A 22374-nucleotide genomic window follows, 5' to 3' on the forward strand; every position below is an offset into this window, starting at 1 on the left:
ATGACAAACCACACTCAAAGACCAATGGGCAGTGTCACGCTGAAGGCGATTTACGCTGCTTCCGCGCGCATTAAAACAACGGTTTGCAGAACCCCGCTGCAGCCTTCGCAGGCGCTGTCTTCTCTTGCAGGAGCAGAGGTCAGGCTCAAGATGGAGAATCTTCAGCATACGGGTAGCTTTAAATTGAGGGGGGCTGCAAACGTCGTTGCCAGTCTTAATGCAGACCAGCGCATTGCCGGCGTCATTGCCCCGACGGCGGGAAATCATGGTCTGGGGCTTGCCTGCGCGGGTCACGCAGCAGGCGTACCGGTGTCCATATTTCTGCCCTATTCAGCAGACCCGATTAAGGTCTCAGCAATGAAAAGCTATGGTGCTCAGGTTACGTTCTTTGAAAATATTGAAGAGGCGAGACAGGCCGCGATTGTGGCCGCGCAGGAGTCCGGCGCGACGTTTGTCTCCGCCTACGATAATGAGCAGATGATAGCCGGAGCTGGCACCGTCGGTCTGGAAATAATGGAAGACTGGACAGACGCTGAGGTCATTCTCGTGAATATCGGCGGCGGCGGGCTGGCGTCAGGTATTGCGACGGCCGTCAAAGCTATCAATCCAGCTGCCGAAGTGTGGGCCATACAAAGTGAAGCCAGCCCGACCTTTGCACACTGGAAAGAGGCTGGCAAAACGATACCGGTGGAATTATCCCCGTCAATCGCCGAAGGCATTAGTGGCTATATTGAGCCTGAAGCAATGACCTGGCCCCTTGTACGAGACCGCGTTGATCGTGTTCTTCTTATTTCAGAAACCGGTATCAAAGCCGCGATGCTGTTGATGCTTAATCAGCACAGCCATGTTATTGAACCTTCGGGAGCACCTGCAATTGCGGCAGTCCTTCGTTATGCAAAAGAATTGAGTGGACGTAAGGTCGTCTGTGTGGTTAGCGGCAGAAATATATCGGGTTACCGTTATCTGAAATTAGTGAATGAGGCCACACTCTGACGACACGCAGCAAAGGTGCAGGCAGGAAACAGAATAGCGCGCAGCCGGTGTGAGAGTGAGAATTGATAAAATATCATGCCCCCTTCTTAACTTAGATCGATATGCGAACTTGCCCTAAAAAGCGAGGTCTGCCCCGATTATGTTACTCTGTGCAGAAGACCGGGCCTCATCTGAACGCAGTCCGTCAAAATAATTATAATGTCCCTGCCTTCTCTACGAAGCTAAATAAAATGAGAATGATATGAATAAAAGCAGGCTTAAAGCCTTTCCCCTGTTACGTATTCTGATGCTGACGTGCGTACCCCTGTTTTTACTGGGTTGTGCCAGTGCATTGTGCCCTTTTGGCAGCTTTGAAGGCACGGTTCCGGACTTTAAAAATAGTTACTGGAGATCCACTGAAAAACAGCCGGCTAAGTCTGATGAACAAGTCCAGGAAGAATGCACACAAGCTGCCAACGCTGAGGAGCAACGCCTTTCGCAGGTCTATCTGCAGTTGTGTAAAACCGGCCATTTAACCGCCGAAAATCAACGCTTTGCACAGGCGTTACTGGTCAATCCACTCTATACTGGCTTGAAACCAGCAAAAGCCGTACCCCAGGATAAGTCAGTTAATTCAATTGAAGTCCAGATGAGACGGTCGATTTCCGCGAGCGATAACTCCAAGTATTTAAAAGAAAGTTGTGGCTATTACATTGAAAAAAACGCAGCGGAACGGACCAACACCCTGCTGGGTTTAAAGGCAGGAAATTACAAAAACGAAGTTTTTAAACAGTGCATGGCAGAAAACCATATGGCGCTCATTGTGCCACAGACTGCATTCAGCCGGTGCAATTCGATAGGATGGTAAGCACCCACAGGGCTGATCTCTACTTCAGGCGAACATGTTAAGTTATGACACTGGCGATTTACGCTCCGTACCCCAGAGAATCAGTGTCATGTGGGCAGATATAAAATTAAATTCGGGCTTTGCTGTAGAGTGCATGAGCCCGGAAAAACATTAAATATGCTGAATAGCGTTCATGCCAGGCGGCGCGTTCACCATTTAACTTCGGTCTGCACTATCTGATGTATACGCATCATTCCCAGTGGACCAGGTAAGCAAGTGCAGCAGCTGAACAGAAAGCATAGGGGCTTAAAAGCAAAATATCCGAATAAGACGCTTCACATATCCTGATAACAGGCCATGCCAGTATAAACAGCCACATGAAGAGCACAGAGCACACGATAAAACAGCTCCCCTTCAGGGCAGCATCAGGATAAAATCGCTTCGAAATCATCGCTAATGGCATGCCGATTATCATTGATCCCATCGTGGTCCCAATAATACTCATCGTAACGATGAAAAAATAAATCAATATGAGGCCCATTACCGGCGCACTGCTTTTCCCCAGTGAAAGATAGGTTAAAACCAGTAATGAACCTACGAAACTACTAAATATTGCTGATATGACAGATACCCTAATCCATTTGTCGTCAATAATGTTCGCCATGATTCTCTCTGTGTCTGAGCAGCTTTATTGGTGCTGCGCATCCGCTTAAATTTTCGGCGCGAGGCTTGATCGCAAAACAGGCTTCAGGCGCAGCATCCGCGTAACGACCTGCGACGGGCATCCTGACAATAACGACATTGAGGCCGTCAGTCAGTTTTTTTGGGGCAGGCCAGTATGATTGCCATCGCTTTTCCTTGTGAGTTTTATTTTGTGAACCCCTTTACATCTACCATAAAAGTTCTAAAGCATACTCATCTGATTTGAGTCAGGCGACAACGTCCGCTTATGGCACTAAGCTGCCCAGCAAGACGTTATGCAGGGGCAGCTATGAGCGATAAGCGGACCATGAGATTTTCGCTTATAAGTTGAATAAAAGCTTAAGAGAAATAAAAGTATGTACTTCATATAAAAGCCTTTAACTCCTCAGCATTTATGTTCGCCAGCATTGATGCTTTCAAGTTTGGGGATGATGCGAGATACCTGGATATCAGGTTGAAACCTGCCGTATAACCCAGCCACCTTGGTAAATCTCCAGTTCCGAAAAGCCAGGCATTATGGTCATAATCAGTACGATGCCAGTTTTCAAGCATGAGTGGATAGTAGGGCTTAACAGTATCAGTCATGAGGCTTTCCCAAGGCTCAGATTTACCACCAAAAAGCTCAAGAGAAAAATGCCCGGCAAGTCCTTCAGAGACTAGTACTTCGCCCAGCGTTGAGCCGTATCCCGGTCCTGCCCACCTCGCAGCATGGTGAAGTTCATGAGCAAACATACGTTCAAGGGAGTTCTCAACGTTTTTGCAGAATGCAGGATTTTCCGGATCGACTGTTATATAAATAACTCCAGCTTCAGGACAAAAACCGACATGCCCTTTCTCAGGGATAACAAACTTCCCGGACTTAACTATGACGTCTACTGAAGGAGTCGGCATCAACCTTGTGACCTGGACGTAGGTATCGGTCAGGTTAGTTCTCAGCCATTTACTGTGAACAGTGAGTTTTTCCTGAGCATTCAGAATATGGATGGTTATTTGAGACATGTCAGTCTTACCCAGAAACATTAGTAATATGCGGATACTAACAGACATATAGGGCATGTCATGTTGCTGCTCAGCAAGTGGCCGACCAATGATCACTAATGTCCGCTTCTGGCACAAAGCTGACGGATACGAAGGCTATGTCCGCTATGAGTGAGAAGAGAACGTCAAAGTGATGGCGGCAGGAAAATTATGCCAAATTAAACATAACAATCCGATCACGAATCCCGTAACTGGAGCCGGCTGCGGCGTGCTCCTTTTCAGGGCAAAAAAACCGCCATCACGGCGGTACGAAGAGGAATACTGTGACGCCTTCTTTTATCGCGGCAGGAACCAGCCGTTTACTGGCAGAGTGTTTTCGCCACGTCATCCAGTTCACGATCATAGCTTGCACGTTCGCCCGCGCTCAGAAAACCCTGTTTCTTTACTAAATTGTCAGCATCATTACGCACCACTTCAACGCGCTGCCAGAGTTTATCGGCCCGGGCCTGAGTCAGTACCCGGGCCTTACGCGCGGTGCTGATGTCCGCCTGCAGAATGTTAGAGCGTACGGAAATATGTGCCTGAAGCGGATCGGTAACAGATCCCCCCATTTCGCCCTTAATCAGATGCTGTTCTTTGATATTACAGCCAGGGTAACCGGGCGCGGTCAATGCCGCCTCTGACAGAAATGGGATGACTAGCAGGGAAAGAACCAGCGTTTTCATGAGTATCTCCGGTAATAAAAAAAGATTTTCAGCCAGCCTTACATTTTCTCAGCCAGCTGGCAGAAAAAAACCCGCCATCTTTAGCGGGCTGAACAATAAGAAAACGTTCACATTTACGGCAAATGCGCCGGCTCCAGCAAGGGACCGGCACCTCTAAGCATGGAAAAAAAATGCCGTTCTGCAAGGCTTAACATGCAGCAGAAGGCAAAAAAATGGCTCCCGTCCGGGAGCCAGAAAAAACAGCGGTCTGGGTCGTTGCATATCCCTGGTGCAGGATGATTTAAGTATCGGCCGGATTGCCGCGGGTATTAGACCGGCGGCAAAATTTTTTCCGTACACGCCTTCACGCTGTATCTAGCATAACAGCACTTGCCTGCACCCCCGCAGACCGCTCCTGACGCGAACAGGGCTAATTCCGGTACCTTTCTCCGTGCACAAATCCCGCAAAACGTTCTTGATAATTTTGACGCGTCTGCATGGCTATGCAGTGAGTACTCGTCTCGAAAGATCAATGCATGCAGATTTTGGAAATGTCTGCTTTTGGCACGGATCGGACTGACACTGGAGTAAGGTCCGCTATGAGCGAGTTGCGGACATTCGTTTTAAAATGTAGCGAGAAGACCATGTCCACTTTTGGCTTGTCTCTGCCTGTGTAAAGTATCAGGACTTAGTGTCTGATCTCTTCGCCAGATATTATTGTCATCCAGCGCGGGAGGAAGTGAGTAAAACAACCGTTACCTGATCGACCCCTATTGAGAACCGGGTGTGCAGAACGACATCATCGGCTGCCAAAAAAACACCACCATCCGTCAACCAAGGACTGCTGAGCCATAATTGTCTGTTAATTTTATAAATTCGTATTCCACTGAAATCCCGACTTGAAAGCGAAGACTATACCCTGATGTCTCAGTGGTACTTCCCTTTTTTACCTTCTGTGCTTCCTCTGTAGTCCGTCGTTTGCAATTCACATTTAATTTTGTACTATGAAGTACAATAATTGATTGCGGGTAAAAACTATGATTTCAGCCACACGCGGGCGACCGCCGAAATACTCAAGAGATGATGCCCTCAACAAGGCCATGCGCGTGTTCTGGCGCAACAGTTATGAAGGCACTTCACTGGATGATCTCAGCAAAGCGACAGGGATGAATCGTCCCAGTTTATATAACGCCTTTGGTGATAAAGAGCGCCTGTTCTGCTCTGCGGTTGAGTGGTATCTCACCCATGAAGGCAGCCTGACACAGCACTGGCTGGAAAAGGATGGGCCTGTGGCAGAAACGTTCGGCAACCTGCTGAGCGGTTACATCAAGCTTTTCAGCCAGCCGGATTCCGGGCGAGGATGCATGGTTGTTCTGGGAGCCATTAACTGCCGCCCGGAACATCAGCACCTGTCCGACAAGCTCAGTGCGCTGCGCCGTAATACGCATGCGCAGGCTAAAGCATTTCTGCAAAGAGCGGCGGACCGCGGCGAGCTGAAAGCCGAAGCCCAACCCGGAGCCCTGGCCGAGTTTTTTATGGCAATCTTCAACGGGCTGTCGATACAGGCCCGTGACGGCAGCACACCTGAGCAAATGCATCATATCGTCGGGCAGGCCTTACGCCTGTTCGAAAGCTGGACAATTAACGCGAGTAAACATCATGACTGACACATTATTTCCAGGCTTTGAAGAGTGTTTTATTGAGCATCCGAAAGGTCGTTTTTATGCACGTATCGGCGGCAACGTTACCTTACCTGCGCTGGTTCTGTTGCATGGTTTTCCTGAAACGCATGCTTCATGGCACCACATCGCGCCAGCCCTGGCACAATCACACCGTGTAATCTGCCTGGATTTAAAAGGCTATGGCCGCTCATGCGTATTACCTGGCGATGCGGCACATGAGGAGTATGCAAAACGCACGATGGCTCAGGAAGTGGTAGAGGTAATGGCGACACTGGGGCATCAACGCTTTAGCGTAGCAGGACACGATCGCGGCGCGTTAATCGCCTATCGCATCGCCCTGAGCTGGCCAGAGAAAGTCGAAAAACTGGTACTGCTGGACAATCTGCCGGTATCAAAGGTATGGGAGATAATGGCTGATAATCCGCTTGCCACACCTCACTGGCGCACTTTCGCTTTGCCCGCTGGCGCTCCGGAGCAATGCATGACGCAGACGTACCTTGAGGAGATACTGCGCGTGCATACAGCCGATGGTTCCCTGAACTGTTTTACGGATGACGTACTGGAGGATTTCCGCCGCAGCTGGCGCGAACCGGAACGTGTACATGCCTTCTGCGAAGATTACCGCGCCGGGGCCTGGCAGGATGTAGAAGACGATCGCCGTGATTTAGCCGCCGGAAAAATAATCACAGCACCTACCCTGGTGCTGTGGGGAGAAGTGTTCCTTGGCAGACTCGCTGAGTCCCCGCTGGCAAGCTGGCAGAGTACTTTTATTCCTCACGCGCAGGGCGTGGAAATTGCCGGCGGCCACTTTAATGCGGAAGAAAATCCGCAGGAAACGCTGCGTGCTTTACAGGCATTTCTTTGCTAAATCCGAAAATGATCTCCGGAATAATGCCGGAGATCTTGCTGCTGTCTTTCGGTAGGGACTGAAAAGTATTCCTGTAATCGCTATGGCATTTTCGCTGTCATAGCTACAGCACGTTGCTGCGGCAAAAGCACGGCAGGTTTAAAAAGAGCGCAATCATGCTTTGACATGCCAGCCTACCTACTAGTAGATTTACTGAAGGCACCCTGCGTATCTTAGAAAGTCAGCCTGTTATCACATGTAAAAGATAATGGGTTGAGCGATAACTCTAACTTCTGCCATGTTGAGTATATTCATGCATAAACGTTCTCTTACAGTCAGTCAAACAATAGTGCGCCTGGCGCTTATTGCTTTGGTCCCTTTGCTACTGATTGTTCTGCTCCTGTGGGCTGGCGGGTGGCTGAAGACCAGCCGGCTGACGTCCGACAAACTGGTGGCAACTTTAGAAAAATCTGGCGGCCACCATCCGGGCTATCGCCGCAATCATGCTAAAGGCGTCTGTATTCTGGGTGATTTTGCTGCTAACGGTAACGCTAGTTTCCTTTCGCGTGCGGCTCTTTTCGCGCCAGGCGACACGCCTGTGACCGGCCGTTTAGCTATCGCGGGCGGCAATCCGAATGCGCCCGATTATGCGGTACCGGTGCGCAGTATGGCGCTGGCGTTTTATCAGAAAAATGGTGAGCAGTGGCGCACCGGTATGAATGCGATGCCGTTTTTTCCGGTACAGAGTGTACAGGGATTTTACGATCTCCAGATAGCCTCGCTGCCGGACGTACAAACCGGTAAACGCGACCCTGCCAGAATGCAGGCTTTTGTACAGCAGCATCCGGAAATCAAAACGTTCTTTGCCTGGGCAAAGCAATATGTGCCCTCTTCAGGCTGGACCCGCGATCGCTTTAACAGCCTGAACGCATTTAATTTTATTGACCCAGAAGGCCACGCACATCTGGTGCGCTGGAGTATGGTGCCACACGCCGACTATCAGCCGCTGGATGAAAAAGAGAAAGAAAACACTGATTTCCTTCAGCGCGACCTTGAGCAGCGGCTGGCGCAGGGGCCGCAGAAATGGGACCTGATTATCACCGTTGCGGGCTCGCATGATAAAAGCAACGACGCATCGATTGACTGGCCAGCCGATCGTCAGAAGATCAATGCCGGCACGCTGACCATTAACAAAATGACGCCACAGCAGCAGGGTGCCTGTAATGACATTAATTTTGACCCGCTGATTTTACCGGATGGCATTACTGCCTCAGATGACCCGCTTCTGAATGCCCGGTCATCCGCTTACGCCAAATCTTACAATGCACGCACTCATGAACAGGCGGAAACTCACTGATGAAACAGCATAACAGATTTCACCCGGCACTGCGGGTAATCCACTGGCTGATGGCGGCGGCCATTATGGCCATGTTGTTTATTGGCGTTGCGATGGTGTCTACGGTTTCGTCCCTGCACGGCCTGCTGGTTGCCATTCACAAGCCGCTGGGCCTGATGATTTTAGTTCTGGTCATTGTTCGTCTGTGGATCCGATTCACTACCTCGACGCCTGCACTTCCGGCCACGCTGCCGGGCTGGCAGAAAGCATTAGCGCACCTCTCACACTGGGCGCTGTATGCCATGATGCTGGCTCAGCCTCTGCTCGGCTGGGCGATGCTGTCGGCGGCGGGCTATCCTGTCACGCTGGGTCATCTGGTGCTGCCGCCCATTATTCCGGTAAGCAACGACACCTGGGCGCTGCTGCGGCCGCTTCACAGCTGGGTAGCACTGGCGCTGTTCATGACCGTCCTTCTACATCTTGCCGCTGCGCTGTTTCACGCGTTGATCCTGCGCGATGGCGTATTCAGCAGTATGGCGGGTATCCGCAAAAGCTCCACGTCAGGGGCTCTTGACAACCCGTCTGACGGTCAGTAGGTTCAGGGCCGTTTAGAGATTTGACGCTATTTTATTTTTGCTGCCGGAGCCCGGATGAGTACAGAACGTTCACAGAAAGCCGAAGAAATTATGCACCATACCCGGGAACTGCTTACCTCCGGTGGATATAACAGCTTCAGCTATGCTGATTTAGCGGAACGGGTCCAGATTCGCAAGTCCAGTATTCATCACCATTTCCCCGGTAAAGCGGGTTTGGTTCAGGCGGTTGTCAGTGACTATCGTCAGCAGGCACAGGCAGGAATGGCAGCCACCAGTCAGCACTTCGCCGGAGATGCGCTGGGCGAAATAAACAGCTATGTAAACTTCTGGGCAACCTGCATAAAAGAGAACAACTCCCCTTTCTGTATTTGTGTGACGCTGGCTGTTGAATTACCGGTTTTACCCAAAGAAGTGGCTCAGGAAGTCAGTGGTCATTTTGCCGATCTCACGGACTGGCTCACTGGCGTAATGAGCAGAGGCGAGAAGAGCGGCGTATTTACTCTGCGTGAAAATGCAGCCACTGAAGCTAAATCGCTCATGGCAACGGTACATGGTGCCATTATCTCTGCGCGTGCTTTTAATAACGCTGACGTATTTCTGGAAATTGTGAAACCGGCCATCGGAAGATTGGTGAAATTACACTGAGTCAAAGCAAATAAGGTGCTGCCTGCCGGATTTAAAGGCCGCCTGACCGGTTTTATTCCGTCAGCAGCCAGGCTCGCTGGCTTATTAAACCGCGAAACCGCAGGGCAGTTACGGCGACCGGGTTTTGCAACAATTAAATGAGCGGTTACATGCCCCATATGAAGCAGGTCATCATCAGCCGGTGTGTTTATCACTGTTAAGCCTACCTTCTGATAGGTCGGGTGATTGTACGGTGCGGACATGAGTTCGCTTCACGAAAGTTAACGATTAAAGAAATACCCTGATGAAAGCTATTTCACTGCCCACTGACTCAGACGGAGAGGTTAAAGATGACGACTATTCGAGCACTGTCTTCCATGCCAGATTTTGCAGCATTGAATACCGTAAGAATGAATGATCGGTTTCCCGATCCGGTTGCCTCAGGTTTTCAGTCTCAGCTGCAAGAGCAGGTACGGCTTACCCGCTCTGAAGCTTTAAAAGAGCCCGTCATGCAAAAACAGTCTGCCACTGAGCCCCCGCACCGGGCAGATATTGACTCGATGCTTGCACAACTGCTCGCCAGCAGAAAACTGCTATTGCAACCAGCCCGAACAGTCTTTGTTTCTGCAAAACCTATCAGGGAAAATCTAACCGCATGCAGCCTGACTGATAACGCTTTCAGTGAAGCTTCTGACGTTAATAGCAGTGAGTCGGTTCAGCAGGCCGATTCAGGGGTATGTGAGAAAATAAACAGAAAACATCCTGAATTAAGATGTGGTTCCTGTTGTTATTCGCTTGTTTCAGATTTTTTCTTTGCCTGCCCGCAACCTTACCCGCTCGTAACTCTGACACCTTCAATCATTTATATCTGGATTGCACCTGAATTTGTCCGGGCGCCGGTGCCTTTTTACCGCGGCAATCCATTACGTATACGCGGGCTTCGTCAGTTAAACCAGGCGGGATATCGCCAGCGGGCCGTGGCTGAAACTGAGCGCAGTGATTAAATATGATAACAGATTTTCATCGATGGCTTTAACGGGCAGGTTATTCTTTTAATTAAAGGTCTGTTTCCGTGAATACATTATCAGAAATAGATATCCCGGGGAATTCATTGCCTGTTTATTTTATTATCTGACGAAATGAATACTGGATTAAGTCAGGTGAATCCTCTCACCTGCATTATCTGTAATAATTAAAATAAATTTGGAGAATCATCATGCAAACCAACACATTATTATTTGCCAAAGCTCAGAACCAATGGCTTCACTCTTACTACTATATTCGTGCGGCGGGATCGCTTGTCTGGATTACCCTTGCGGTACTGATAGGAAAAAATTATCCCGCTATTGGCGCTGTTCTGCTTGTTCTCTATCCCACATGGGATGCCATCGCGAATTATTTAGATGCCAGTAAGTCCGGCGGGTTATCCGTTAATCCTCCACAGAAGTTTAACTTTATTGTCAGCCTGATTGTCGCCGCCGCTATTATCTGGGCGCTTTCCATCAGTATGAATGCCACCATTAAAGTCTTTGGGCTGTGGGCCATATTTTCAGGTGTACTGCAGCTCTCGGCGTCCGTTCGTCGCTGGAAACTGGCTAATGGACAGTGGGCAATGATTTTAAGCGGCGCGCAATCTGCATTAGCGGGTGTGTTTATGTTTAAACAGGCGAGCAGTAATATGGCTCTGGATGTGACCACGGTTGTACCTTACGCGGCTTTTGGCGTCTTCTATTTCCTGATTTCGGCCATCACCCTGACCATAAAAAAGAGTCGTCGAAACAGGGCTCACTGCTGAACCCTAAAACTGGCGGTTTAACGGCCACTCATAATCTGGCGGCTGATAGCATTTCGCCGTCAGTCTGCCCCACAATTAAATCAGGTTAATGTCAGAGGTGAAGCAATGTATTCTCATGATCATCAGGCAGAGCTCTTCTCGTATCGGCTGACGATCGATAATCTCGATGCTGCGCTTATCCATATCCTTGCTGAGCGTTTCCGCTGCACGCATAAAGTGGGTGAGCTCAAAGCCGCACATCATCTGCCAGGAACTGACACAGGCAGAGAAGCCCTGCAGTTCACCCGATTCAGAGAAATCGGGCAGAGTGCAGGTCTTGACGCGAATTTTGTGGAAGGATTTATGCGCACAATTATTGATGAAGTGGTGCGCAGGCACGGGGAAGTGAAAGCATCTCACACGGTAAGACCTGTCTGAGAAGCGGCGACCTGAGCGTCATGACGTTCAGGTCAGCATCCTTTTTGCAATGTCCAGCAGGGCGCGCAGGCGGTCCATATGACGCAGATCCTGATGGTATCCGACCCAGATATCCCGTGAAGGTGGAAAATCGGACGTTGCTATGCGCTGCAGGCCAGGTGTGGTATCGCCCAGCGGTTGAGGCAGTACGGCGACGCCCATTCCCCGCAGGCACATCTGAGCCTGCACAGCCCGGCTTGTGCTTTTAAAAGCAGGTCGTGACTGCGGAAACTTCTCCAGCAGCCAGGCGACGTCAGGAAAATATGACTGTCCGGTATTCATCAGGATTAAACCCACCGATGAGGGCACTGTCAGCAGCGCCTGTGCCGTTTCTGGCGTCCCGTAAAGCGCGTAGGGCACACTCATCAGGCGGCGCTGGACGATATCCGGATCGGTGAAGGGAACGATACGAAACGCGACGTCCGCATCACGGCGCGACAGATCAAGCAGGCGGAAACTGGCAATCACCTCCGGCACAATTGCCGGATGACGGCGCGTCAGTTCGCTCAGCACGGGTGCCAGTACAGTGTTAGTAAACCATTCTGCGGCGGAGATGCGCAGTATTCCTTCAAGACGGTCGTGATTACCCGCCAGACGTCGCTCCAGTGCCAGCGCGGAATTTTCCATCGCCTCTGCCAGTTTCATGACGCCATCACCGGCATCGGTCAGCACCAGACCTTCTTTTGTGCGACGGAACAACGCCTGCTGCGCTTCATCCTCCAGTGCTTTAATGCGGCGTCCGACCGTCGGATGACTTACGCCGAGACTCAATGCCGCCTTGCCGAACGAGCCGTTACGGATGACGGCAAGAAAGACCTGAACATCTCCCCACTCCATACGCTGAACCCACCGTTCAAAAATGAACGGCCAATATACAAAAGTGTCAGTTCTCAAACAACTTTGCAGGTATCACCATAGGTTCTTTCACTCCGTCGCCTCAGGCGGCTCTTACAGGAAGCGAAAGTATGAACAGACTCAAAGGCAAAGTTGCCCTCGTTACCGGTGGCTCAAAAGGTATAGGCGCAGGGATCGCCCGCCAGCTGGCTGCTGACGGTGCAGACGTTGTCATCAATTACGTCTCAGACAGAAACGGGGCAGAAAAGGTGGTTGCGGCGATTGAAGCTGCTGGCGGAAAGGCAATGGCCGTCGCGGCGGACGTCACCCGCCAGCCAGAGGTTGAGTCACTCATTAACACCACTCTCGAACTTTTCGGCCGGCTGGACATTGTGGTGAACAATGCCGGTGTTTATCAGTTTGCCAGCATTGAGGAAAGCACCGAGGCGCTTTACCGCAGGCAGTTCGACATTAATGTGCTGGGCCCGTTACTGGTCAGCGCCGCAGCCGTGCCGCACCTGGGTAAAGGCAGCAGCATCATCAACATAAGTTCGTTCGTCACCCGCGTTTTTCTTGCGGAGAGCGCCATTTATAGCGGGGCCAAAGGCGCGATCGACGCCATCACCGGTGTGCTTTCCAGAGAGCTGGGTCCCCGGCAAATCCGCGTCAATGCAGTCAATCCTGGCCTGATCGAAACCGAAGGAAGCCATAGCGCGGGTGCGATAAACTCAGACTTCCAGAGATGGAATGAGGAGCAGACGCCGCTCGGCCGCATCGGACAGGTGAAGGACGTTGCGCCGATCGTCTCCTTTCTCGCCTCAGACGAGGCGGCATGGATCAGCGGTGAGGTGATCCTCGCCTCCGGTGGCATGCGCTGACCAGTACGGCGTGACGTTTCAGCGGGGCGACCTGCCCCGCGAACTCAACATTCCCGATTAACACGCATCCTTTACCTGGGAAACTGTTCCATAAGGAGTGATCTATGTCGGCACACAGCATCCCGCACGCTGAGCCGCGCCGCTGGGCGATGTTTGTTATCTTACTGGTCGGGGCATTTTTGCCGCCGCTCGATTTCTTTATTGTTAACGTAGCGCTGCCTGCTATTCAGAATGAGCTGAGCACCACTTCCTCGGCGGAACAGCTGGTTATTTCATCCTATGCTGCTGTTTATGCCGTGACCCTGATCACCGGTGGCCGGCTGGGTGATATCTACGGTCGAGGAAAGATGTTCTTTATCGGGCTGATTGGGTTTGCCGCGGCATCGTTGCTGTGCGGTTTTGCCGGATCATCCTGGGTACTGATAGCCGGACGGATATTACAGGGCGCCACGGCCGCCATTATGGCCCCGCAGGCGCTGGCTTCTGTACAGGCCATTTTTCCCGAAGCGGAGAGACCCTTAGCACTGAGTATCTATGGCGCGGTGTTTGGTATGGCCTCTGTGATCGGACAGGTCCTGGGTGGGATCCTGATTTCAGCCGATCTGTTTCACCTGGGATGGCGGGCGATTTTTTTGGTTAACCTGCCGGTGGCACTGCTGGTCGTTCTTTTTGGTCTCCCGCTGCTGAAAGAAACGCGGGCGCGAGTGGCGCAGCGGCTTGATCCTCTAGGTACACTGCTGGCCACAATAACGCTAAGCACGCTGATTGTACCGCTAATTGAAGGGCGTGAAACGGGATGGCCCTGGTGGACGTGGATGTTATTGCTTACCTTCCCGCTGCTGGCCGTGCTGTTATGGCGCTATGAGAAACAGCTCAGCCAGAAGGGCGGATCGCCCCTGCTGGATCCGGACGTATTACGCGCCCCGGGGCTGGGGCAGGGACTGGTAATTGTTTTACTGTTTTATTCCATTGGTACCTTCTTTCTTCTGTTTTCGGTCTATCTGCAGGGCGCACTGCATTTAAAAGCGCTGAGCGCAGGCACGACTTTTCTGCCGTTTGGCGTGGGTTTTCTGATCGGCCCGTTACTGACGCCCTGGCTGAGGCGATTTACCGGTCATTACCTGAGCGCAATCGGGATGGGATGTGAAACCGCCGGGCTGGCGGGCATGGCAGGATTGATTGCCATGACGCTTACGGGCAAACCGCCCGCCATACTGCCGCTCTCCGCGTTGCTTTTTGTGACCGGCATGGGACAGGGACTTGCGATGCCAACTTTGGTGCGGATGGTTACGGGCCAGGTCGCGCCATCGTTCTCAGGCATGATTGCGGGAATAACCAGCGCCACCTTACAGATCAGCACGGCGCTTAGCGTCGCCGTGATTGGCGGCATTTTTTACAGCATGCTGGGCAGCAGTCACAGCGGCGAAGCCATTACCCATGCCTTTATTGTTGCGCTTCTTATAATGGCCGCCTGCCTGGCTATCGGGGCTGCGCTGAGTACACGACTTATCCGGCACGGCCCGGAGAGTTCCGCGAGCCCGGCCCGCGTATCCCAACGCTAACATTACAGCCTCAGCTGGCTGCGAGGCAGCAGCCAGTTGATAAGCCCGCTGTCTTCGCTTAAGTGATGCACCGTCTATGCATCGGAACCTGATCGCTTCTTCAGTCCGGAAAGTCAGATCAGTGGCCGTCTATTTCAGCCGTCAGCGGTTGAACGCGTAAGATCCTTCCACCAGACAATTTCCTGATTCAGGGCCGCCAGTTTTTTGACCAGCTAACCTTAGGGCATCACTGCCTCACAACAGATGCACCGGTGACGTCGGGTTCATCTCAACGCCAGTATGGCCTGAGCAGGCTTGCCGGAATTTCCGGGTTGTTTTCCGTTTTTCGCCTCCCGTGCGTAACGAATATGCCCGAATAGCGTGTCAGGCATCATTCGGGCGCTTCATACCATCGAACGTCCTACGCGGTCCGTAAGGAATGAGCCGGGTGTCACGGTGGTGACGTGTATGCCGATGGCGTAATGTCTTTGCCATGCGTTTCTGAAATATCATCCAGTGCAAACCTGCCGCTGCAGGAGTCGCTCAGGGGATAGTGCAACAGGGTGTCGTGCTAGCATAAAGTCAAAATAGTCATAGCCATAAATTCCGGGTACTAATCGGCACGCAGTGAAATGACTATTCCGGATGCTTACCAGAGACGTAGTGTTCAGCGAAATAAAACCAGTTAACCGCCATGTATTAAACGTCCGCTTCTGGCACAAAGCGGACATTCATAGCCCCTCACCCCAGCCTGCCCATCCTCAGCATCGCCCGATACCAGGCCCCGCGCTGAATTGACCACCTCAACCCCACCGCAATCGCATTAATCTTCTGGTCAATCATCGCCTGCTCAAAGCGGCCGATTTCACGGCCGGACATCGCCTGCGCCCACGCGGGCATCAGCCCGAATCCCGACTTCAGCATGATTTTCATCACCGGTTTCGCCTGCCAGCTCGGAGCAGGGGCATTCATCAGCAATCGCGTCACTTCGGCGGTGCGTTCATCAAAGCGCAGCTCCGGACGCATCTGTTGCAGATAATCTGCCACATCGACGACGCTTTTCGGCACCTTCTCTGCACCCAGCGCTTCGGCAATCAGTGCCGCTTCCTGATAGTACTGATCCTGTTCCGCCCGGGTAAGCTGCGGATTTTTGTAGCGCAGATGAGCGGCCAGAAAACGGCTGGTCTCTGCCACATGCACCCAGGTGAGCAGATGCGGATCGCTGGCGGCATAAGGTTTGCCCGCGCTGTCGACGCCGCTGACTTTCAGGTGAATACGTTTCACCCGCTCGATCAGCGTCTGTGCATCCTGCGAATTACCGTAGGTGGTCACGGCAATAAACTGACTGGTACGGCGCAGGCGGCCCATCATATCTTCGCGGAAATTGGAGTGATCCCAGACGCCCGCCAGCGCCGCCGGATGCAGCATCTGCAATAGCAGCGCGCTGATTCCGCCGCACATCATGGAGGTGAAGTCACCATGGATGCGCCAGATTACGCTGTCCGGGCCAAAAAGGCCGGGATCGCCAGGCGGTTGAGAGAGGTCAAATTCATTCATCGACAGGCCGTTAAGGCGGAAGACCTGCTGCTGAATGCGGTCACGCAGATTAATCATGGCGGCTCTGATAGTGGATATGATGCGGCGCGCGGTAACAGGACGCTCCCGACGCGCCGCATCACCTTCCCCTGAGTTCAGGGAAAAGGCTGACGGTTATTGATAGCTGAACTGCGCATTCTCGGTACGAACGGAATCGAGTCCAATCATCACGTTGAATTTGCCGGGCTCTGCAACGTGCTGCATCTGCTGGTTCCAGAACTTCAGCGCATCCACGTCAATTTTAAAGGTCACGGTTTGCGACTCACCTGCTTTCATCATGATGCGCTTAAAGCCACGCAGCTCCTGCACCGGACGGCTGATGGACGCGACCGGGTCGTTCAGATACATCTGCACTACCGTCGCACCATCGCGCTTACCGCTGTTGGTCACTGTCACGCTGGCCTCAACGCTGCCGTCGCGCGGCATGGTCGGTGAGGACATTTTTACCGGCGACACGGTGAAGCTGGTGTAGCTCAGACCGTAACCAAACGGATAGAGCGGGCCGTTAACCGCATCATAGTAATGCGAGGTGTACTTGTTCGGCTTCGCAAAGTTGTAAGGACGGCCTGTTGGCAGATGGTTGTAGTAGATCGGAATCTGACCCACTGAACGCGGGAAGGAGACTGGCAGTTTGCCCGACGGGTTGTAGTCACCGAACAGCACATCGGCGATAGCGTTGCCGCCCTCGGTGCCGCTGAACCAGGTTTCCAGTACCGCATCAGCCATGCGATCTTCATTCACTATCGACAGCGGACGTCCGTTCATCAGGACAATCACCAGCGGCTTACCGGTGGCTTTCAGTGCCGCTAACAGCTTCTGCTGACTTGGTGGGATCACCAGGTCGCTGCGGCTGGAGGCTTCATGCGCCATCCCCTGCGCTTCGCCCACGGCGGCAACCACCACATCGGCCTGCTTCGCTTTGGCAACCGCGTCATCGATCATCTGCTCAGCTGAACGCGTATCCACGGAAACCGCCTGCTCATAGAGGTTCAGGAAGTCCTGAATCCCTTTGTTGTCGCTGACGTTAGCGCCCTTCTCATAAAGCAGCGTCGCTTTGCCTTCGGTGGCATTGCGCATGCCCTGCAGCAGCGAAACGGATTGCTTCGCTACACCTGCCGCGGACCAGCTGCCCATAATGTCGCGCTGACTGTCTGCCAGCGGACCAATCAGCGCAATGGTGCCCGATTTTTTCAGCGGCAGGGTTTCCAGCCGGTTTTTCAGCAGTACGATACTTTTACGCGCCACATCGCGTGCTTCAGCGCGATGCAGACGGCTTTCCGCATTGGTGTCCTGCGGGTCGCTCTCTTTCGGACCTAAATGGCTGTAGGGATCGTTAAACAGGCCCATGTCATATTTGACGTTAAGCACATGACGCGCCGCATCATCAATTTCGGCCATCGTGACATCGCCGCTCTTCACCAGGTCCGGCAGATACTTGCTGTAATATTCGTCGCTCATGCTCATATCGACACCCGACTTCAGGGCGATGCGTACCGCTTCCTGCGGATCGCTGGCGACGCCATGTTTGATCAGCTCTTTAATCGCACCGTGATCGCTGATGGTAATGCCTTTGAATTTCCATTTATCGCGCAGCAGATCTTTCAGCAGCCAGCTGTCCGCCGTGGCGGGGACGCCATTTATGGAGTTCAGCGCCACCATCACGCCGCCGCTGCCCGCATCCAGTGAGGCTTTATACGGTGGCAGATAGTCCTGGAACATGCGCTGCGGGCTCATGTCCACGGTGTTGTAATCGCGTCCACCCTCAACGGCACCATAAAGCGCGAAGTGTTTCACGCTGGTCATCACGCTGTAGCGATCGGCGGCACTTTTGCCCTGCATCGCCTGCACCATGCTGCGACCCATTTCGCTGGTGAGATAGGTATCTTCCCCGAAGCCCTCGGAACCACGACCCCAGCGCGGTTCACGGCTGACATCGACCATTGGCGCCCAGGTCATATTCAGACCGTCGTCGGCCGCTTCATAGGCGGAGACGCGCCCTACTTCTTTAACGGCATCCAGATCCCAGCTGGCCGCCAGAGCCAGAGGGATCGGGAAAATAGTGCGCTGACCGTGAATCACGTCGAAGGCGAAAAACAGGGGGATCTTAAGGCGGCTGAGCTGCATCGCCTGATCCTGCATCGCGCGGATATCCTGACGCGTGACAGTGTTAAAAATCGCGCCAACCTGACTCTTCTGAATCATGTCGCGAATGGCTTCTTTCGGATTATCAGGTCCGACACTAATTAAACGCAGCTGACCGATCTTCTCATCCAGCGTCATTTTTTTAAGCAGCTGGTTAACGAAGGCATCACGCGCCTGTTCGGTCATCGGGTGGTTACCTGGCACTGTCTCAGCCAGTGCGGGTTGCATCGCGAGGGAGACAGCGAGACTAACAGAGTAAATCCATTTCATCAGGTTGGGTTCTCTTAAGTAACTGCGCAATATCGAATAAACAGGCGGCAGTGTGCCACAAGATGAGAATAGCAGGTAGCTGCCGCTGTCACACTGCGTTGAGGTCAGTTGACGTGCTACAGTTAGGACGCACTGATAAGACAAGGGAATTGCTCATGATACAAACCTCTGCCCTGCTTTCTGACCTTCGCCGCCTGGTCGGCCCTGCCCATCTGCTGACAGAACCTGAACAGACTGCCCGCTATCGCAAAGGCTTTCGCTCCGGCGAAGGTGAGGCGCTGGCCGTGGCGTTTCCCGGTACGCTGCTGGAGCTCTGGCGGGTATTGCAGACGCTGGTGAAAGCGGATGTCATCATCCTGATGCAGGCGGCGAATACCGGCCTGACCGAAGGTTCAACACCACATGGCAATGATTACGACCGTCCGCTGGTGATTGTCAGTACCCTGCGACTGGATAAGCTTCAGCTGATCGACGAAGGCCAGCAGGTGCTGGCGTTCCCCGGCAGCACACTCTATCAGCTGGAAAAAGCGCTGAAGCCGCTGGGACGTGAACCCCACTCGGTGATTGGCTCCTCATGCATTGGGGCCTCGGTGCTGGGTGGCATCTGTAATAACTCCGGCGGATCGCTGATTAAGCGCGGCCCGGCCTACAGTGAGATGGCCCTGTATGCGCAGATTGATGCACAGGGAAGACTGAAGCTGGTGAACCATCTGGGTATCGATCTGGGGACCTCGCCGGAAGAGATTCTGGGACGGCTGGATGACGACCGCTGGCAGCCCGGCGACGTGCAACACGATGGCCGTCACGCCTCCGATCATGAATATGCCGACCGGGTCCGTGAAGTCGATGCGGATACGCCCGCCCGTTATAACGCCGATGCGCGTCGCCTGTTTGAAGCGTCCGGCTGTGCCGGGAAGCTGGCGGTCTTCGCGGTGCGACTCGATACGTTCACCAGCGAACCGCAGCAGCAGGTATTTTACATCGGCACTAACGAACCCGGTGTGCTTAACGATATCCGCCGTCACATCCTGGCGCATTTCACCCATCTGCCGGTGGCGGGCGAATATATGCACCGCGACATTTATGACATTGCGGAAGTCTACGGCAAAGACACCTTCCTGATGATCGACAAGCTGGGCACCGACAAGATGCCGCTGTTTTTCACGCTGAAAGGACGGGTTGACGCCTGGCTGAGCAAGCTCTCCTTCGTTAAACCGCACTTCAGCGACCGGCTGTTGCAGCGCCTGAGCAAACTGTTCCCGGCGCATCTGCCCAAACGCATGAAGCAGTATCGCGACAAATATGAACATCATCTGATGCTGAAGATGTCGGGCGACGGCGTGGCAGAAGCGCGTAACTATCTGCGCGACTACTTCCGTGAAGGCGGTGGCGAGTTCTTCGAGTGTGAAGGCAAAGAAGGTGCGCACGCGTTTCTGCATCGCTTTGCGGCAGCGGGTGCGGCTGTGCGCTACCACGCAGTCCATGCAGATGAGGTCGAGGATATTCTGGCGCTGGACATCGCGCTGCGTCGCAACGATGCGGACTGGTTCGAAACCCTGCCCGATGCGATCCGTGCATCATTAAGCCATCGCCTCTACTATGGTCACTTCTTCTGTCATGTCTTCCATCAGGATTACATCGTCAGAAAAGGGGTGGATGTGCATGCACTTAAAGCGCAGATGCTGGAGATCCTGCAGGCGCGCGGGGCGGAATATCCCGCTGAGCATAATGTCGGCCATCTCTATCAGGCAAAACCGCAGCTGGCGGCGTTCTATCGCCAGCTCGATCCGACCAATAGCTTCAATCCTGGCATTGGCAAAACCAGCAAGCAAAAAGGCTGGGCGGTGAAGCAGGTTTAATCGCGTTATCGGTCAGCCTGCCGGTCCGGGCAGGCTGATCGTCACACTTCTTTTTGACCCGCTCACTCCCCTTTACGGCCCATATTTATTACTAACAACTTCATCAAAAAATTAATTCCTCTTCCCAGATTGCACCTTCTTTATTTTCTCTCATTGGGTTCTGCGCAACATCTCACAAATCATCATCCTGCTAATTGATAATTCGCGTCGCGAAAAATAGATTGTCGCCACTAAAACAAAAAGCCGTGTAATTGCCTTTATTTCATTCAGGGAGGAATGACCATGCGGAAAAATAATTTCGCGTTAGCGTTAACAGTAATAGCCACTGTGGTAATAGCCCTGTCAGCAATAAATTCATCACCCACTCATGCGGCCGGATTTATTGACGACGCATCGCTAAAAGGCAATGTTTTTTACTGGCAGCGGCAGCGGGATCGCAGAGACACCGATCCCGCCAGTGACTATCAGGGACAGTATCGGGCTAATTTACATCACGCCTCGCTCAACAGTAATCTCGACTTCCAGTCAGGCTACGCCGGAGAGTGGATAGGTCTGGACCTCGCCGTTTTTGGCGCTGCCGAACTTGCCAACAGTGGCCCCGCCGCGCCCAACGAAATTGGCTTCAGTAAGGCACGTACCCGCTGGGATGAAAAATGGAATGGCGACAGCGGCGGTGCTTCGGTTTATAAAGCCGCGCTAAAGCTTAAATATAACGATTACTGGTTACGCGCCGGATATATTCAGCCAACCGGCCAGACGCTGATTGCACCGCACTGGAGTTTCTTACCCGGCACCTATCGCGGTGTCGAAGTGGGTGCGCTATATGATTTTCAGGAAGCCGGAGCATTATCATTCTCGTGGATGTGGAGTGATAAATATAAGGCACCCTGGTATCGTGATTTATATGATTTCCGGCAGGCTGATGGCAAAACGCATATCAGCTATCTGCACTCATTCGGCATGAAATATGACTTCAAAAATAAACTGGTGCTGGAAGGTGCATTTGGTCAGGCGGCAGATTATATGGATCAATATTTTGCCAAAGCCTCCTGGTCGGCCACGCCTTACGGCAATGCACTCTCCACCAGCTATCAGTTTTACGGTGCACACGACAACGTGCAGGGCGGTGCGGCTAATTCCCGGGATGTTTATGACGGCCTCGCCTGGCTACAGGCAATCACGATCGGTTACAACGTCGGCCCGGTGGATCTGCGCCTCGAAGGCAGCTGGGTCAAAGCAGAGGGCAATCAGGGCTTCTTCCTGCAGCGCATGACGCCGGGCTATGCCAGCTCCAATGGCCGACTGGATATCTGGTGGGATGCCCGTTCCGACTGGAATGCCAATGGCGAAAAAGCGATCTTTGCCGGTGCGATGCTCGACTTAACACCGTGGCAGCTGGCGGGATGGAAAGTGGGCGCATCGTACGTCTGGGGCTGGGATGCCAGACCCGCCACCCTGCCCACCGTTGACCAGAGTCAGCGGTTGACAGAGTCCGCCTGGAACCTCGATCTGATCTATCAAATCCAGCAGGGCCGCGCCAAAGATACCCTGTTTAAACTGCACTACACCCGCTACGACAATCACAGCGATCTGCCCAGTTACAGCGGCGGTTACGGCAACATTTTCCAGGACGAGAAGGACATCAAATTTATGGTTATCGTGCCGTTTACGCTGTTCTGATGCCCTGCGAGCTTCCGGATATCTCTTCACCAGCA

20 protein-coding genes are annotated in these 22374 nt (G+C 52.8%); 14 read left to right on the forward strand and 6 right to left on the reverse strand.

The annotated features are described in order from the left end of the window. Complete coding sequence (locus IV493_RS12155) at positions 1 to 993, forward strand: threonine/serine dehydratase (protein ID WP_179291178.1); 993 nt, start codon at positions 1 to 3, stop codon at positions 991 to 993. Positions 994 to 1234: 241 nt separating this feature from the next. Continuing rightward, positions 1235 to 1840, forward strand: coding sequence for a hypothetical protein (locus IV493_RS12160; protein WP_195857206.1), 606 nt, complete (start codon positions 1235 to 1237; stop codon positions 1838 to 1840). A gap of 229 nt (positions 1841 to 2069) precedes the next feature. Here the strand turns inward: IV493_RS12160 and IV493_RS12165 are convergent, their stop codons facing one another. The 3 genes from IV493_RS12165 to IV493_RS12175 form a co-directional block, all read right to left on the reverse strand. Further along, positions 2070 to 2483, reverse strand: coding sequence for a hypothetical protein (locus tag IV493_RS12165; protein ID WP_095707500.1), 414 nt, complete (start codon positions 2481 to 2483; stop codon positions 2070 to 2072). 401 nt (positions 2484 to 2884) lie between these two features. Continuing rightward, on the reverse strand, positions 2885 to 3520 hold the full coding sequence (locus tag IV493_RS12170; RefSeq protein ID WP_195857207.1) for a DUF2268 domain-containing protein: 636 nt from the start codon (positions 3518 to 3520) through the stop codon (positions 2885 to 2887). Positions 3521 to 3858: 338 nt separating this feature from the next. Next, complete coding sequence (locus IV493_RS12175) at positions 3859 to 4224, reverse strand: hypothetical protein (RefSeq protein ID WP_095707501.1); 366 nt, start codon at positions 4222 to 4224, stop codon at positions 3859 to 3861. A 1016-nt stretch (positions 4225 to 5240) separates the two neighbouring features. On the opposite strand from IV493_RS12175, the gene IV493_RS12180 reads away from it, so the two are divergent. From IV493_RS12180 to IV493_RS12215, 8 genes are all read left to right on the forward strand, one after another. Continuing rightward, on the forward strand, positions 5241 to 5870 hold the full coding sequence (locus tag IV493_RS12180) for a TetR/AcrR family transcriptional regulator (protein WP_095707502.1): 630 nt from the start codon (positions 5241 to 5243) through the stop codon (positions 5868 to 5870). Further along, on the forward strand, positions 5863 to 6753 hold the full coding sequence (locus tag IV493_RS12185) for an alpha/beta fold hydrolase (protein ID WP_195857208.1): 891 nt from the start codon (positions 5863 to 5865) through the stop codon (positions 6751 to 6753). The genes IV493_RS12180 and IV493_RS12185 overlap by 8 nt, the downstream gene beginning before the upstream one ends. 292 nt (positions 6754 to 7045) lie before the next feature. Then, the gene (locus IV493_RS12190) at positions 7046 to 8089 is read left to right on the forward strand and encodes a catalase family peroxidase (protein ID WP_095707504.1); all 1044 of its coding nucleotides are present in this window, start codon (positions 7046 to 7048) and stop codon (positions 8087 to 8089) included. Beyond that, positions 8089 to 8664 carry a cytochrome b gene (locus IV493_RS12195; protein WP_095707505.1) on the forward strand — a complete coding sequence of 192 codons (576 nt, stop codon included), beginning with the start codon at positions 8089 to 8091 and terminating at the stop codon, positions 8662 to 8664. Before IV493_RS12190 ends, IV493_RS12195 begins: the two co-directional genes overlap by 1 nt. A 54-nt stretch (positions 8665 to 8718) precedes the next feature. Further along, positions 8719 to 9309, forward strand: coding sequence for a TetR/AcrR family transcriptional regulator (locus IV493_RS12200; RefSeq protein ID WP_095707506.1), 591 nt, complete (start codon positions 8719 to 8721; stop codon positions 9307 to 9309). A 329-nt stretch (positions 9310 to 9638) separates the two neighbouring features. Further along, on the forward strand, positions 9639 to 10292 hold the full coding sequence (locus IV493_RS12205) for a hypothetical protein (RefSeq protein ID WP_143813133.1): 654 nt from the start codon (positions 9639 to 9641) through the stop codon (positions 10290 to 10292). 212 nt (positions 10293 to 10504) lie between these two features. Then, positions 10505 to 11083, forward strand: coding sequence for a DUF308 domain-containing protein (locus IV493_RS12210; protein ID WP_095707507.1), 579 nt, complete (start codon positions 10505 to 10507; stop codon positions 11081 to 11083). A 105-nt stretch (positions 11084 to 11188) separates the two neighbouring features. Further along, entirely contained in the window at positions 11189 to 11500 is a 312-nt protein-coding gene (locus tag IV493_RS12215) for a chorismate mutase (RefSeq protein ID WP_095707508.1), read from the forward strand. Between the two features lie 27 nt (positions 11501 to 11527). Here the strand turns inward: IV493_RS12215 and IV493_RS12220 are convergent, their stop codons facing one another. After that, on the reverse strand, positions 11528 to 12376 hold the full coding sequence (locus IV493_RS12220; protein WP_095707509.1) for a LysR family transcriptional regulator: 849 nt from the start codon (positions 12374 to 12376) through the stop codon (positions 11528 to 11530). A gap of 128 nt (positions 12377 to 12504) precedes the next feature. Here IV493_RS12220 and IV493_RS12225 point away from each other — a divergent pair, with 128 nt between their 5' ends. Then, complete coding sequence (locus IV493_RS12225; protein ID WP_095707510.1) at positions 12505 to 13251, forward strand: SDR family NAD(P)-dependent oxidoreductase; 747 nt, start codon at positions 12505 to 12507, stop codon at positions 13249 to 13251. A gap of 104 nt (positions 13252 to 13355) precedes the next feature. Then, positions 13356 to 14813 carry an MFS transporter gene (locus IV493_RS12230; protein ID WP_095707511.1) on the forward strand — a complete coding sequence of 486 codons (1458 nt, stop codon included), beginning with the start codon at positions 13356 to 13358 and terminating at the stop codon, positions 14811 to 14813. A 720-nt stretch (positions 14814 to 15533) separates the two neighbouring features. On the opposite strand, the gene IV493_RS12235 is transcribed toward IV493_RS12230, so the two are convergent. Together IV493_RS12235 and bglX are read right to left on the reverse strand one after the other, a co-directional pair. Then, on the reverse strand, positions 15534 to 16406 hold the full coding sequence (locus IV493_RS12235; protein WP_195857209.1) for an oxygenase MpaB family protein: 873 nt from the start codon (positions 16404 to 16406) through the stop codon (positions 15534 to 15536). 96 nt (positions 16407 to 16502) lie between these two features. After that, positions 16503 to 18800, reverse strand: a complete 2298-nt coding sequence (gene bglX / locus IV493_RS12240) for a beta-glucosidase BglX (protein WP_195857210.1) — start codon at positions 18798 to 18800, stop codon at positions 16503 to 16505. 155 nt (positions 18801 to 18955) lie between these two features. On the opposite strand from bglX, the gene dld reads away from it, so the two are divergent. Together dld and IV493_RS12250 are read left to right on the forward strand one after the other, a co-directional pair. Next, entirely contained in the window at positions 18956 to 20659 is a 1704-nt protein-coding gene (gene dld / locus IV493_RS12245; protein WP_195857211.1) for a D-lactate dehydrogenase, read from the forward strand. Between the two features lie 282 nt (positions 20660 to 20941). Continuing rightward, a complete protein-coding gene (locus IV493_RS12250; protein ID WP_195857212.1) occupies positions 20942 to 22339 on the forward strand; it encodes an OprD family outer membrane porin in 1398 nt (465 codons plus the stop codon). Positions 22340 to 22374 lie beyond the last annotated feature (35 nt).

This window comes from Pantoea sp. SM3640 (genome assembly GCF_015654165.1).
GTDB lineage: Bacteria > Pseudomonadota > Gammaproteobacteria > Enterobacterales > Enterobacteriaceae > Pantoea > Pantoea vagans.